The 13,481-nt window shown below is 63.4% G+C and carries 10 protein-coding genes; 4 read left to right on the top strand and 6 right to left on the bottom strand.

Going from position 1 to position 13,481, the window contains the following annotated elements; all coding sequences use genetic code 11:
• The first annotated feature begins 31 nt into the window (after positions 1 to 31).
• From WKC72_RS08115 to WKC72_RS08105, 3 genes are read left to right on the top strand one after another with little or no spacing between them, the layout of a single operon-like run.
• Positions 32 to 715, top strand: coding sequence for a hypothetical protein (locus WKC72_RS08115; RefSeq protein WP_128641028.1), 684 nt, complete (start codon positions 32 to 34; stop codon positions 713 to 715).
• Positions 712 to 1,917, top strand: a complete 1,206-nt coding sequence (locus tag WKC72_RS08110) for a PrsW family intramembrane metalloprotease (protein ID WP_370182250.1) — start codon at positions 712 to 714, stop codon at positions 1,915 to 1,917. The genes WKC72_RS08115 and WKC72_RS08110 overlap by 4 nt, the downstream gene beginning before the upstream one ends.
• Positions 1,918 to 1,974: 57 nt before the next feature.
• The gene (locus WKC72_RS08105) at positions 1,975 to 2,346 is read left to right on the top strand and encodes a hypothetical protein (RefSeq protein WP_037229834.1); all 372 of its coding nucleotides are present in this window, start codon (positions 1,975 to 1,977) and stop codon (positions 2,344 to 2,346) included.
• 214 nt (positions 2,347 to 2,560) lie between these two features.
• On the opposite strand, the gene WKC72_RS08100 is transcribed toward WKC72_RS08105, so the two are convergent.
• Positions 2,561 to 2,707, bottom strand: coding sequence for a hypothetical protein (locus tag WKC72_RS08100; protein ID WP_200887780.1), 147 nt, complete (start codon positions 2,705 to 2,707; stop codon positions 2,561 to 2,563).
• Positions 2,708 to 3,068: 361 nt separating this feature from the next.
• Here WKC72_RS08100 and WKC72_RS08095 point away from each other — a divergent pair, with 361 nt between their 5' ends.
• Positions 3,069 to 6,359, top strand: a complete 3,291-nt coding sequence (locus WKC72_RS08095) for a protein kinase (protein WP_370182249.1) — start codon at positions 3,069 to 3,071, stop codon at positions 6,357 to 6,359.
• 254 nt (positions 6,360 to 6,613) lie between these two features.
• Here WKC72_RS08095 and WKC72_RS08090 read toward each other — a convergent pair whose 3' ends face one another.
• The 5 genes from WKC72_RS08090 to WKC72_RS08070 all read right to left on the bottom strand — a co-directional run bounded on the left by WKC72_RS08090 (position 6,614) and on the right by WKC72_RS08070 (position 13,453).
• Positions 6,614 to 7,993: an ammonium transporter gene (locus tag WKC72_RS08090; RefSeq protein WP_370182248.1), complete on the bottom strand. Its 1,380-nt coding sequence runs from the start codon at positions 7,991 to 7,993 to the stop codon at positions 6,614 to 6,616.
• A 348-nt stretch (positions 7,994 to 8,341) separates the two neighbouring features.
• Complete coding sequence (locus tag WKC72_RS08085) at positions 8,342 to 9,754, bottom strand: aldehyde dehydrogenase family protein (RefSeq protein ID WP_268748105.1); 1,413 nt, start codon at positions 9,752 to 9,754, stop codon at positions 8,342 to 8,344.
• 206 nt (positions 9,755 to 9,960) lie between these two features.
• Positions 9,961 to 11,454, bottom strand: a complete 1,494-nt coding sequence (locus WKC72_RS08080) for an aldehyde dehydrogenase (RefSeq protein ID WP_268789229.1) — start codon at positions 11,452 to 11,454, stop codon at positions 9,961 to 9,963.
• A 133-nt stretch (positions 11,455 to 11,587) separates the two neighbouring features.
• Positions 11,588 to 12,667: an LLM class flavin-dependent oxidoreductase gene (locus WKC72_RS08075; RefSeq protein WP_268789228.1), complete on the bottom strand. Its 1,080-nt coding sequence runs from the start codon at positions 12,665 to 12,667 to the stop codon at positions 11,588 to 11,590.
• Between the two features lie 390 nt (positions 12,668 to 13,057).
• Complete coding sequence (locus tag WKC72_RS08070; protein WP_128642315.1) at positions 13,058 to 13,453, bottom strand: RidA family protein; 396 nt, start codon at positions 13,451 to 13,453, stop codon at positions 13,058 to 13,060.
• Between the last annotated feature and the right edge of the window lie 28 nt (positions 13,454 to 13,481).

Genomic DNA, 13,481 nt, shown 5'->3' with positions numbered 1-13,481 from the left:
CCGTATGTTCTGAACAAATGTCCACCGAGGGATGGTGACCGTGACAACTGGAACACAGATCGACGAGGCACGCGATGCTCCCGCTCGCCCGTTCGAGCCCGACGACCGTTGGGTTCCGGTCGATCGGAGATGGTTCGGCCTGGACCGTGCCACGATCGCCCCAGCGCTGATCGTCCTCGCTGTCGCGTCGGTGATGGCACTGATTCTGCCGGCAATCAATCGGGCGGTGCCCTACGAAGACACGGTCGCCGCCGGTGACGTGCTCGAGGTCAACGGCGATGTCACCTTCAGCCCGGCCACCGGGTGGGGCATCACATCGGGAGTGCGGGTCGGCGACAGGCCGGTCTCGGGCGACTACCCCGACACCGCCACCGTCGTCGACGGCGACGTGGTGTTCTCCGTCCACACCGGCGAGTTCGACGGCGACGCCGAAGCCTTGCTCGCCCAGATCGCCGACACCACCGACGCCCTGCACGGCGCGCAGGGCTTTCACGTGACCGGGAGCCCCGAGACGATCGTCACCGACACCGGTGACCGGGGAGTGATCGCCGGGTTCTCCGGCACGCACTCCGACGGCGTGATTGCGGCCTTCGTCCTCGACGGCCGTGGGGTGGAAGTGGTGGCCACCGGCCCGGCCGAGGTCTCCGGCGACACCACCGTCACCATTGCCCGCATGATCACCAGCATCGGCCACCGCACCGGGGAGGGCTCGTGACCACACCGCGACTCGACGACCTCGACGCGGAGCGCGTCGCAGCCATCGACAACTCCGGGTGGGGAAAGTCGTTCACCTTCTTCCAGCCCCGCAACCTCGCGTTCTGGGCGTATCTGCTGCTCGTCGTCACGGGCCTGTTCTCCTTCGCCTCGATGCTGGCCGGTCAGTACGCCGCGTACGGGCAGGCGATCGTGGTGGCGGTGGTGCTGTTCGCCGTCTACGGTGCGATCTTCTGGTGGTTCACCCACCACATCGACCGTTACGCCCGCCAGCCCGCCGCGCTGGTCGTCGTGGCGTTCCTGTGGGGTGGCTTCGCCGCCACCTGGACCATGGCCGCGCACGCCAACGATGCGGTGCGCGCGTTGTACGCCAAGGCATTCGGCCAGGCCTGGGCGCTGGACTGGGGCGCGGGACTGGCGGCGCCGTTCGACGAGGAGATCGCGAAAGGCGTCGGGTTGCTCCTGCTGATCTCGTTGGCACCTCGCCTGATCCGTACCGCCTTCGACGGGTTCATCCTGGGCGCGTTCATCGGCCTGGGATTCCAAATCGTCGAAGACGTCGCGTACGCCCTGGGATCTGCGGGCTCGCAGTTCGGCGCCAATCAGGTCGAGTCGGCGATGTCGACGGTATGGATGCGGATGGCCACCGGTGTCAGCGCACACATTCTCTACAGCGCCGTCTTCTGCGCCGGGCTCGTCTATCTCGTCGGCCGGCCGGCCGAACGTCGCAAGGTCGGGCGGGGACTCGCGTTGATGGCAACCGCGATGCTGTTGCACGGGGTGTGGGACTCCATGGGTGCGCTCGTGCGAGGGCACACGGCGCTGCTCTTCGTGCTGATGCTCGCCGTCATCGTCATCGCCCTCGGAGTCGCCGTCAAGGTCTTCGCGATGACGGTCCCCACCGAACGACGGTTCTTGCGCGCGATCATGGCACCCGAAGTCGCCCGGGGCGGGCTGACCGCCGCCGAACTCGAGGCGATGTGCGGCGACCGCAAGGCGCGAAAGGCGTTCCGCAAGGCGGGAGTCGGACGAGCGAAGCGGACCCGCGCCGTACATATCCTCGACGCCGCCGACGAACTCGCCGACGCACTTGCCGCCGCCCGCGGCGCGGACACCGGCCGTGTCGCGTTTGCCCGGTCCGAACTCGCCCGCATCCGGGACGGCGCTCCGCCGCCTTCGAGGGACGCCGCCCTGACAAGGTGAGCGCACCAGTCGCGTACATATCGGGACAATCCGGACAACCGAGGAAAGGGCACATCCATGCGCAATTTTCGACGTACGGCAGTGGCGGGGACCATGATCGCGGGGCTGATGACTGCGGGGGCGGCAACGGCGTCCGCCGCCCCGTTCGGCTCTCTCGGCGACGGACCCGACCTCGTGATCACGCAGGCGAACGCCGAGGGTGTCAACGCGTGCGCCGTGCGTGTCACCAACGAGGGTGACGGGACCGCCACCGGAGTCACGGTCCACACTCCGCTCGTCTACGAGAGCCGGAACCTCGGCACGCTCGCCCCCGGCGAATCGAAGATCGCCGAATACTTCGATTGCGGATTCTCGGAGCGCATCTTCTACTTCGCGACGACGAGCGGCGAGACGAACTGGTCCGACAACTTCCTGTACATCGAACTCTGAGCGCCGGGGACGCCGGGAGCGCGGGCTCACAGCCTGGTCAGCTCCCGGAAACCATGGAACCAGGCGCCGCCCGCGGACTGGGAGCGTTCATGGCCCAGAACGCCACCGCCGTCGCGGAACCCGCGCAGTCGACGTCACCGTAAGTCGTGTCCCCTGAGTCCGGGGTCTCCCCGTAACCTGCCACCATCCTGGTCGAGCCCGGCGGCACAACCCCCTACGGTCCCGCCGCCGCAACCGTCAACTCCCAGCAGGTCGCCACCATCCACAGGTCAACTACCCCCTCGAGCCCGACGACGGAGTGATCTCCCACCCACTCGATCCGGTCTTTCACGTCTTTGGGGCGGTCGACGATGTTGGCCATTCCGGCTCTTGCGCTGGCCGACCTTCCGACTGGGTCGGCGCACCGTCGACGAAATGCTTGTCCAGACAATACGGCAAATGCCTTCTTCGATCGGTGGAGTAAGACCCCGTTCAGGGCGAGATTCGGGAACTATTCCGGATGCTGTCCAGGAAGCCGCTGAGGACGTTACGCAACGCCGCGGCGTCCGGTCACCGCGATTGTTCGTGACGCGGCGTTCCGTGACCGAGATACTGCGAGGAATCGGTGACTGTTCACTCAAAGGCTCCGATCAAGCGCGATATCCTTGGAGGACTCTGCAGAGGTGATTGAGGTGGCAGGGACGTTCCGGTGTTACGTGATGAATAAGCCGACGGAGTGAGCCATGCCGCCGGCTGAAAACGATCCGTTATCGACCCAACGCGACGAACTGCACGCCGTCGATACGGAGCTTCGAGACGCCGGATTCGACGACCCCCGAGAGATCGGCCGCGGCGGGTTCGGTGTCGTGTTCCGGTGCCGGCAGCGTTCCCTCGATCGCACGATTGCCGTGAAGGTCATGACCTCAGAGCTGGACGACGAGAACCGCGCCCGGTTTTTCCGGGAGCAGCGGGCGATGGGACGACTCACCGGCAACCCCAACATCGTAAACGTGCTGCAGGTGGGCACCACGGGAAGTGGGCGGCCGTACCTGGTGATGCAATTCCATGCCCAGGGCTCACTTCAAGCATGGATTAGCCGTCAGGGTTCACTTCCACTGGACGAAGCTCTCCGGATCGGGATACGTATCGCCGGAGCATTGGAGAGCGCCCATCGGCTCGGGATCATTCACCGCGACGTCAAACCTGCGAACATCCTGCTCACCGACTATGCCGAGCCCGCCTTAACCGATTTCGGAATCGCACACATACCTGGCGGATTCACCACCACCAAGCGTGTCATCACCGGATCGCCCGCCTTCACCGCACCTGAAGTGCTGCGGGGGGACGAGCCGAGCGCGGCGTCCGACATCTACGGTCTCGGCGCCACCGTATTCTGCGCCCTCACTGGTCATGCCGCCTTCGAACGTCGCAGCGGAGAGAACGTGATCGCTCAGTTTCTGCGGGTCACGACCGAACCGGTCCCCGACCCACGGATCGCCGGAATCCCCGATGACGTCAGCACCGTTATCGAACGTGCAATGGCTGCCGAGCCACACCAACGCCAGCCCACTGCTGCTGCGTTCGGTGACGAACTCAGGGGCATCCAGGCACGCTACGGATTTCCGATGGATGTGATGGCGGTCCGCGTCGAACCGGGAGGCGGGTCCGCCGGGTCGCACGCCGGCACGAGAGGGTATCGATCGCACTCCGTACCCCGTGTCGGCAAGTCCGCACAGGGTGATCTTCCTCTGGAGTTGACCAGCTTCGTCGGTCGTCGTCACGAACTCGCCCAGGCCCGACGACTGCTCGGGGTGTCGCGCCTTGTCACCCTCACCGGCATCGGTGGGGTCGGCAAGACTCGGCTGGCGCTGCGTGTGGCGGCGAAGGTACAGGCAGCGTTCACTGACGGTGTGCGGATCGTCAAGCTCGGCGCCGTCGAGGACGACTCCCTCGTCGTGGTCGTCGTCGCATCCGAACTCGGGCTACGCAATCAGACGGCGCGACCGCTCATCGCGATTCTGCAGGAGTTTCTAGGCTCGCAGAAGCTTCTTCTGGTGCTCGATAATTGTGAGCAAGTGCTGGAGAAAACGGCAGAAGTTGTCGACCAACTTCTGCACTTCTGCCCCAATCTCTACATCCTCGCCACCAGCCGCGAGCCACTGGGAATCAGCGGGGAAGCCGTTCTGCGCGTGCCACCACTCAGCGTCCCCAGCGACAGCCGCCCGACGACACCGGAAGGCCTTCCCCAGTTCGACGCCGTAAGGTTGTTCGCCGACCGGGCCGCTGCTGCCGTCCCCACCTTCGCTCTGACCGAAGCCAACACGAGCACGATCGCGCAGATCTGCCGGCAGCTGGACGGTCTGCCCCTGCCGATCGAGTTGGCGGCCGCACGATTGCGGGCGATGTCCCCCGAGCAGATTCGGGATCGGCTGAGGGACCGCTACGAAGTGTTGTCCCGCGGGCACTGGGCCGGACCGCCGAGACAGAGAACGATGCGATTGTGTATCGACTGGAGCTACGAGCTGTGCTCACCGCAGGAACGACTCGTGTGGTCCCGGTTGTCGGTGTTCGCGGGTCACTTCGAACTCACCGCGGCAGAGACTATCTGCGGCCGCGACATCTCGTCCGACGAGTTCTTGGACACGCTTACCTCTCTGGTGGACAAGTCGATCCTGATCCGGGAAGAGATCGGCCGGGATGTGCGATTCCGGATACTCGAGATCCTGCGCGTCTACGGCAAAGAGAAGGCGCAGGCGTCCGGCGAACTTCAGCAACTGCGCCGTGAGCATCGAGAATGGTGTCGGCAGCTGTCCGCTGGCGCGGCCGCCGATTGGATCAGCCCCCGTCAACTCGAGTGGATCACGCAACTGACCCGTGAGCAGTCGAACCTACGTGAGGCAATGGAGTTTTCCGTGGGCGATGCCCCCGAAAAAGGTCTCGATATCGCCTCTTCTCTATTCGCGTTCTGGTTCTCCCACAGCCTGTTCAACGAGGGCAGATACTGGCTCGGACGTCTACTGGCGTGCGAGGCAGGGCAGCATCCCGCCACCAGGATCAAAGCGCTCTACGCTGCGAGCTCGCTTGCCGCGGTACAGCGAGACTTCGACACTGCGTCGACCCTGATGGAGGAGGCACGCTCGCTGGCCGAGGAAACGACAAACCCCGTTGTCCACATTTTCCTCTCCCGCGCCGAAGGCGTGGTCGGAGTCTACAAGGGCGACCTCACTCCTGCGTGCGCCGAACTCGAAATGGCGCGCGCCGCATTGCCCACCGATCATGATCTCACGCAACATGTTTGGATCCTCGTGATGCTAGGTGTGGGTTACGATCTGCTCGGAGAGTCGAATCAGGCGATCGCGTGTTTCAACGATGCTCTTTCCATTACGGAAGCTCACGACGAGACCATGTACCGGTCGTACACACTGTGGGCGATGGGCGTGGCCATCATGCGCCGAGGCGAGTTGGAACGGGCGAGCAGGCTTCTGAAAGAAGCGTTGGTGCTGATTCGACGTGTGGACGACCGCTTGGCCGCGGCGGTGTGCCTCGAGGCGCTCGCGTGGACAGCGGGCGAGGAGCGACAGTTTCAACGATCCGCCACACTTTTGGGCGCCGCGGCGAACTTCGCGCATTCCGTCGGGAGTAGCCCGCTGCTGTTCACCGCCCTCAACGAGCAGCACGATCGATGTGTGACCGACGCCTCCCGCGAACTCGGCTCCAGCACCTTCAGCGCAGCTCGAAGCAAGGGAAGCCAGTTCGACACGGATGGCGCAATCACCTACGCGCTCGAGGGGGAGGCGGTGGAGTCCTCGCAACGACCGCACTCGTCGCAATCCGGCCAGCCGTCTGTCCGGTTGACCAACCGTGAACGCGAAGTCGCTGCGCTCGTCGCCGAAGGGCTAACCAATCGTCAGATCGCGACCAGACTGACCATATCGCCGCGGACCGCACAGGGTCATGTGGAACACCTCCTCACCAAACTCGGATTCAACACCCGCGCCCAGATCGCGGCATGGTTCGTAACCGAGAACGCGTGAGCGTGATGTAACGGTGAAGGTTCGGTCTCCGCCCTGGGGGAACGAACAGTGCTCACCGGCTGGCGGCTCAGTAATCAGCTTTCCCCCGGACGATCCGAGACCTGTCGAAGGCTCCCTGATCGACTTCCATCAGGCGCGCTGAACAGTACCGGAGCAGGAATGAACGCGTCGTGCTGGCGATCTGTTGGCGATCCCAACTCGCATCCAGGTGACGCGTTCATCTGCTCAGGCGAATGAATAGCTCTAGCGTGCCGTCAAGGCACTAAGCTGACCTCGGCAGCCGGTTCCTCGGATACGTCAGCCTGTTGTAGCCCTGCAGGTGCCCGGTCAGGATATGCGACCTCACCAATGACTGCGCGATCCAGTTTCGCCTCCAGGCCTTCATCGACTCGCCCGTCACGCAGCCCGATGGTCTTCTCGACCACGAAGACCACGAGAAGCGCCGACGCGAGACCGAGCACCAGGAAAACGATAACTCCGTACACTTGATGTCCGATGTTGATCGAGGCGTGCTGGAAGGCGTACTCACCCTGCGCAATTCCAAAGTAGCCACCCTGCTTGACGCCACCTGCCAACACCGCGGCCATCAAAGCGCTGTAGATTCCCGGGCCCAGCGTAAGTGGTACAACTTTGACGTCGTCCAGCCGGAGCCTGATCATCAGCTTGTAACCGCCGAGCAGGATAAAGGGCGCAAACACGGCGGTCAGACCTGCCTGCCAGGGCTTGACGACGTCGATCAGCCCCGACACCGAGATCCAGCCGGCCACCGGTGACACCAAGAAGAAGTACGGGTGTTTCGCTATCTTCCAGACCAGCAGGCCGCCGATCGCCGAGGCCGCGAAGGCCATCATGAGATTCGTGACAATCAGCCCCATGCCGCTCTCGTTGAGGGTGATCCCGAAGTATCCGGATCCGGGTACCAGGTAACCGTTGGTAAGCGCATAGCCGCAGATTCCGGCAAGGAAGAGGACCATTCCGACCACGACATACAACATGTTGTGCGGGATCGCAGGCTCGGTCGCGGTGCCGTCGAAAACACCCACCCTTGGCCTGGCTCGCCACACCAATACGAGCGCCCAACACCCAAGCAATATATAGAAGAATGCACCGCCGAAGTCGTGGGTACCGGCGTTGGACAGCGGCCCGACAGAGCCGTAGACCAGGTACCCAGCGACCGGGATGACTACAGCCCCGAAGAGTAATGCGATCAACGCCAAGGAACTTGTTTTGACCCGTTCGATCACAGACCCGGCCAACAGCGCCGCGAAGAAGGCGGCGAAGAGAATGAAGAGCGCGTAGAAGGCCTGGAAGGAGTCAGCATTCGGCACGACCGCTGGGTCGAGATCCTGGGGTAGGGTGTTGATGCCCGTTCCTCCGAGCCACCACGACTTGATCGCCTGGCCGAGCGGATTCGCAACACCGAAAGCCTGGTTGAACTGCGTGACCCAGATCGCGAATCCGATCAGTGACATACCCGCCGCAGCAACGAATGCGGCGACAAGCTTTTGCGTCAACGTGTGCATCACGTTTCCTGCGCGACTGAGGCCGGCGTCGAATAGAAGTATCCCGGCTATGGCCAGCAAGATGGCGATCAGCCCGATAATGTAGACCACCGTCGGAAACTGCGCCGCCATAGAAACTTGATCAAGGTACATTGGCATCCTTCTACCTGAGAGTGGAGTGGTAAGACGCGGTTGCCTCGTGATTCCATAAGAGATTCCTTGCCAAAGGAACCATCTATACGAATCAGGCCAGCCCCTGTACGGCGTGCCGCCGTCAAATTCCTCACGATGTGTGAGACGTTTCTGAGTCTGTTCCCCCACCGGATGCGCGGTGACCTTAAGTGCAAAGATTGCCGCGCAACTTCGTTTGATCTTTGATAGAGCGATTTTTCGAGTGAGTTTCGTCGTCGAGCCTAAAGATCTGTTTCGATGACGACTGCGGAGTTCATGCCGCGCTCCCACTGGTTCGCCGGATGGTGCTCACCATCGGGTAACGACCAGTTTCTGATCGGTGAAGAAATCCAACGGCGCAGCACCACACACATGCGAATCACCGTAGAACGAGGCACCGTACCCGCCCATCGTCACATTCGCCGGCGGCGCCGGAAACGCATTGACACCCACATTGCCGGCCCGGATACCCCGCTCGAACTCCGCCGCCACCGCACCAGAGCTGGTGAACACCGCTGCAGCGTTACCGAACTCGGTGTCATTCGACAACGCGATCGCCTCCGCGAGCGTATCCACCCGATGCACATTGATCACCGGACCGAACAACTCCCGACCCTCCACCCCGTGCCGCGGATCCAGATCGGCCACGACGGTCGGCCCGATGAAATAGCCGTTCTCCGACCCCACCCCACCCACCGGCTTCACGTTCCGACCATCGAGAACGAACGTCGCACCCAGATCCTCCGCCTCCCCCAGCGCCGCCAGGATCCGCACCTTGCTCTCGGCGCTGACGACCGGGCCCATCGTCACACCCTCGTCCATACCGTCACCGACCACCAACTGATCGGCCAACGCCACCACCCGGTCCATCAGATCGCCGTAGACATCACCAACCACCACCACCCGACTCCCCGCCAGGCACCGCTGACCCGCCATCCCATAGGACGAGGACACGATCCCGGCCGCCGCCCTATCGAGATCCGCATCCGCGGCCACCACGATCGGATTCTTCGCACCACCATTGGCCTGCACCCGCTTCCCGGCCGCTGCCGCCGCCCCGTAGATCGCCCGCGCCGTCGGCGACGACGTGATGCACGAGACCGCCACCACCGACGGGTGGGCGATCAGGTGCTTGACCACATCCGCCCGGCCGTGCACCAAGTTCAGCACCCCATCCGGCAGACCCGCCTGCTGCAGCAACCGAATCGCCGCGGTGGACGCGAGCGGATCCTGCTCGGACGCCTTGATGATCAACGCATTACCCGTGACCAGAGCCCACGCCGAGAACTGCACCGTGTTCATCACCGGGAAGTTCGACGGCGTCACCGCCACACACACCCCCAACGGCTCCCGCACCCGCCGCGCATCCACACCAGTGGTGACGTTCACGGCGTCGCTGTGATACAGCATCGGAGCGGCAATCGCCGTCTCCAAGAAATCGACCGCCCGCCCCACCTCACCGCGCGCCTCATCCAACGTCTTACCCTGATCGATCGTGATCGTGCGCGCCAACGACTCGACATTGTCCTCGAGGATCACCTTCATCCGATACAAAAACCGCACCCGCTCCGACAACGGCCGCGAACCCCAGTCGGCGAAGGCACGAGACGCAGCCACCACGGCCGCCTCCGCATCCTCGATCGTCGCCGGCACCAACTCCGTAATCACCCGCCCCGTCGCAGGATTGAACACATCGATCGCATCCACTCCCGACCCCGGCACCCACCGACCACCAATCAAACACGCAGCCGTCAAATCCACATCGGCGATTATCACTATTCAAACCCTCACTACTCGAAAATCGTTGGTAGGTGCCGCCGATGACCGCGCCCGGCAAGACCGACACATGCGGGTCCTCGGTCAGACGTGGGCGGATACGACCCCGCACCGGCGCCACCGACGACCATGGAGCCATATGTGCCCGTGGTCTACGACAGATCGACGACGACTGTCTTGAGCTCGAGATATTCGTCGAGACTCTCCTTGCAGGTCTCCCGACCCAACCCCGACTGCTTGTGCCCACCGAACGGCAACGCCGCATCCACCGTCTGATAGCAGTTCACCCACACCTGACCCGCTTCGATTCCCGCGGCAACGCGGTGCGCGCGGCCGAGGTCCCGGGTCCACACCCCCGCACCGAGTCCGTAGTGCGAATCGTTCGCCAGCGCCAGCACCTCGTCCTCGGTGTCGAACGGCACAATCGTCAGAACCGGACCGAAGATTTCCTCCCGCATGACTTTCGAGTCCGAGCCGACGTTCGCCAAGACGGTGGGCTCGACGAAATAGCCTTCGCTCCCCCACGCAGAGCCCCCGGTGACGATCTCGGCTCCCTCGCTGCGGGCGAGTTCGATGAAACCGAGCACCCGGTCCCGGTGCTCCGCGGAAATCAGCGGACCCATCTGCGACGCCGCATCCAAGCCGCGGCCCAACCGGATGCTGTCAGCCGCCTCGACCAGCCCGTTGACCACATCCTGGAACACTGAACGGTGCGCGTACAGACGCGACCCGGCGACACAACTCTCACCCTGGCAGGCGAAGATCGCCAGCGCGGCCGACGGAATCGCCTTCCCCAGATCGGCGTCGCCGAAGATGATATTCGGTGACTTCCCGCCCAGCTCGAGGGAGACGCGCTTGAGGTTGCCCGTGGCCGCCTTGATGATCGCCTTCCCTGTCGGACCCGAGCCGGTGAAACTGATCTTGTTCACGTCCGGGTGCTCGACCAAGGCGGCCCCCACCGTCTCTCCGTAACCGGTGACATAGTTGAAGACGCCCTCGGGGAAACCGGCCTCCAGCACCAACTCCCCCAGCAGTGCGATCGACAGCGGAGTCTGCTCGGCCGGCTTGACAACCACCGTATTTCCCGTCGCGAGCGCCGGCGCAATCTTCTTGACCGCCATCATCAACGGCAGATTCCACGGCACGATGCACCCCACCACACCGAGGGGCTCGCGTAGCGTGTACGAGTGATAGGGGCCGCCAAAGTTCGTCGGAAACGACACCGGGATCGTGTCCCCGGTGATCTTGGTCGGCCATCCCGCGTAATACCGCAACACATCGACCGAGAACGCCACATCGACGTATCTGGCCTCGCCGATCGTCATCCCCGCATCCAGCGACTCCAACTCTGCGAACTCCTGCGCACGGTCCTCGATCAGATCCGCCAGCTTCCACAGCAGTCGGCCACGTTCCTGCGGAGTCAGCCGGCGCCACGGTCCGCGGAATGCTGCGCACGCAGCCGAGACCGCGCGGTCGACATCCTGGGCGTTAGCGGCCGGGACAAGAGCGACGACCTCCCCGGTCGCGGGATCCTCCACCGCGATCGTTTCGGCAGTGGACGCGTCGACCCACTCGAAGCCGATCAGCATCCTCTCGGCCTTCTTGATGTTCGTCCTCAGTTCTTCACTGAGCAGCGTTGTGGACATGGTTCCATCCTCATCTTCATCGCATTAACAGGTTTTCGGCACTCTCACAACGGAAGGTGCCGCCCTGGGCCGCCACACAGCCTGGCCAGATCATGTGGCGGCCCGCATCTGGGAGCTCGAGGCGCGGGAAAACTCAGGCGTTCTGCAGTGCCTGCACCGCGGTAAAGTTCTTCATCAGTGGGAACACCTCACGCCCCATCCGCTTGATGTCCTCCACGTAGTCCGGGAAGATCAGCATGAATCCAGCGACGTCGAGTTCGGCCCACTCGTCGAGCTGGCGCGCGATACTCTCCGGGGAACCGGTGATGAAATCCGTCGAAAACTGCACAAATCCCTTGGCGTCGACCCCGGCGAGGATCTCTGAGGTGCCGCCCTTGGCGGAATCGGTGGATGCCTGCCCGATCATGTACTCCATCACGCCCCGATCCGGGCTGTCGATGTAGCTCTGCAGTTTTGCTTCCGCTTCCTCGTCGGTGTCAGCGAGGACAACACCCAGTGCCACAAACGGCCGGATGGTCCGCCCCGCGTTCTCCATCTGCTCGTTGAACCTGCCCACGACCTCCTCGAGGGCGTCCACGCCTCCCCAGGCCAGGCGGAACGAGTAGTCGGCGTACTTCGTGGTGAATGCAATGGCGTCGTCCGAGGCGCCGGCACACACGATGTTCACGTGATTGTCTGGCTTCGGGCCCATCCGCAGATCGTCATACTGGAAGTGCTTGCCCTTGAAGTTCGAGACGCCGTTCTCCCAGAGCTCGCGCACCACCTGGCAGTACTCACCCGCGTACTCCCAGCGGTAGTTGTTGTACTCATAGCCGGGCCACACATTCATGACCTCGAGCTCACGGGGGTGCCAGCCGCCGGGAACGATGTTGAGTGAGAAACGCCCGTCGCTGATCTGGTCGATCGTCACCGCCATCCGCGCCGCGATCGCCGGATGGATCGCCAGAATATTCACGGAGCCAATCAGCTTCATCGTCGTCGTGTCCCGGGCAAGGGCAGCCATCTGTGTCATCGACTCCAGTGCGTCGTCCCAAAACCCCGTCGTACCACCGTGCCCGCGCAGCGCCGACAACGACAGGGCAAAGGAGAACCCGTTTTCCTCACCCGCCTGGATGATCTCCCTCATGTGCGAGTACGTCGGCGAGTACTGTGGAGCAGCCTCAGAAATGATGTAACCATTCCGAGCACTGGGAATGAAAATACCGAACTCCATCGCAGGTGTTCCTCTCTTTAGCGACCCGCCTTCTCACGGATCGGTCGAATAATGCGCGGAGCCTCTGATTCGAGGGCAATCCGACTAGGACAAGACTTCGGATTCGGGCGTCCTGGGCAGGACGGTGTCAGTAGGGGCTGGGAGCTGTTGTCGCCGTCATGTCTGCGCCGTGGTCGTCGCAGAACCCTGTAGGAAGCATGATCAGCTTCAGCGTGCAGTTTGGGCACCGTGCTGACTTCGACGGCGGCCCTCATTCGGCGCGGGCGCTTCGTGTGCTTGTGCAGATTTTGTCTGTTCCGGTCGAGCGGTCTCACCGATGACTTCGGGGAAGAGTTGTGCCTCGGTCGACGACTTGTCGGTCGCACGGCCCGACATTTTCTCAGCGCGGTTCTACCGCTGGTTCCGTGGTCGGATCGCGAGGGCGTCGATCTCGACGCGGCAGTCGCCGGCGATGCCGACGACGAGCGTCGTGCGCGCCGGGTACGGGCCTTCGCCGACGACCTCGGTGTACGCGGTCCAGAACTCCTTGCGATACGAATCGTCGGCCAGGTAACACGTCGTCTTCACCACGTCCCCGAGCGTGCAGCCGACAGTCTCGAGGATCCCCTGGATCTCCTCCAGCGCGAGCTTCGTCTCGTTCGCGATGGTGTCGGCCTCCGGCTTACGCGCCAGCGTCTCCAGATCCAGCGCCATCTCGCCGCAGAACACGTAGTCCTTGGTCGCCACACCCGGATTCATTCCGAATCGAGGGTAGGGAAGGTTGCCCGGGTTGAGGTATTCCGCCATGAGTACTCCTTCCGTGAGGGCTTCGTCG

The organism is Rhodococcus wratislaviensis, assembly GCF_041228765.1.
GTDB lineage: Bacteria > Actinomycetota > Actinomycetes > Mycobacteriales > Mycobacteriaceae > Rhodococcus_F > Rhodococcus_F wratislaviensis.
The sequence above is the reverse complement of the archived record's forward strand: the minus strand, read 5'-3'. Positions and strand labels throughout refer to the sequence as shown.

Excerpts from the sequence above, each read along its gene's own strand:
- WKC72_RS08115 (WP_128641028.1), top strand. The coding sequence starts at position 32 with ATGGTGACCGTGACAACTGGAACACAGATCGACGAGGCACGCGATGCT.
- WKC72_RS08105 (WP_037229834.1), top strand. The coding sequence starts at position 1,975 with ATGCGCAATTTTCGACGTACGGCAGTGGCGGGGACCATGATCGCGGGG.
- WKC72_RS08100 (WP_200887780.1), bottom strand. The coding sequence starts at position 2,707 with ATGGCCAACATCGTCGACCGCCCCAAAGACGTGAAAGACCGGATCGAG.
- WKC72_RS08095 (WP_370182249.1), top strand. The coding sequence starts at position 3,069 with ATGCCGCCGGCTGAAAACGATCCGTTATCGACCCAACGCGACGAACTG.
- WKC72_RS08090 (WP_370182248.1), bottom strand. The coding sequence starts at position 7,993 with ATGGCGGCGCAGTTTCCGACGGTGGTCTACATTATCGGGCTGATCGCC.
- WKC72_RS08080 (WP_268789229.1), bottom strand. The coding sequence starts at position 11,454 with ATGTCCACAACGCTGCTCAGTGAAGAACTGAGGACGAACATCAAGAAG.
- WKC72_RS08075 (WP_268789228.1), bottom strand. The coding sequence starts at position 12,667 with ATGGAGTTCGGTATTTTCATTCCCAGTGCTCGGAATGGTTACATCATT.
- WKC72_RS08070 (WP_128642315.1), bottom strand. The coding sequence starts at position 13,453 with ATGGCGGAATACCTCAACCCGGGCAACCTTCCCTACCCTCGATTCGGA.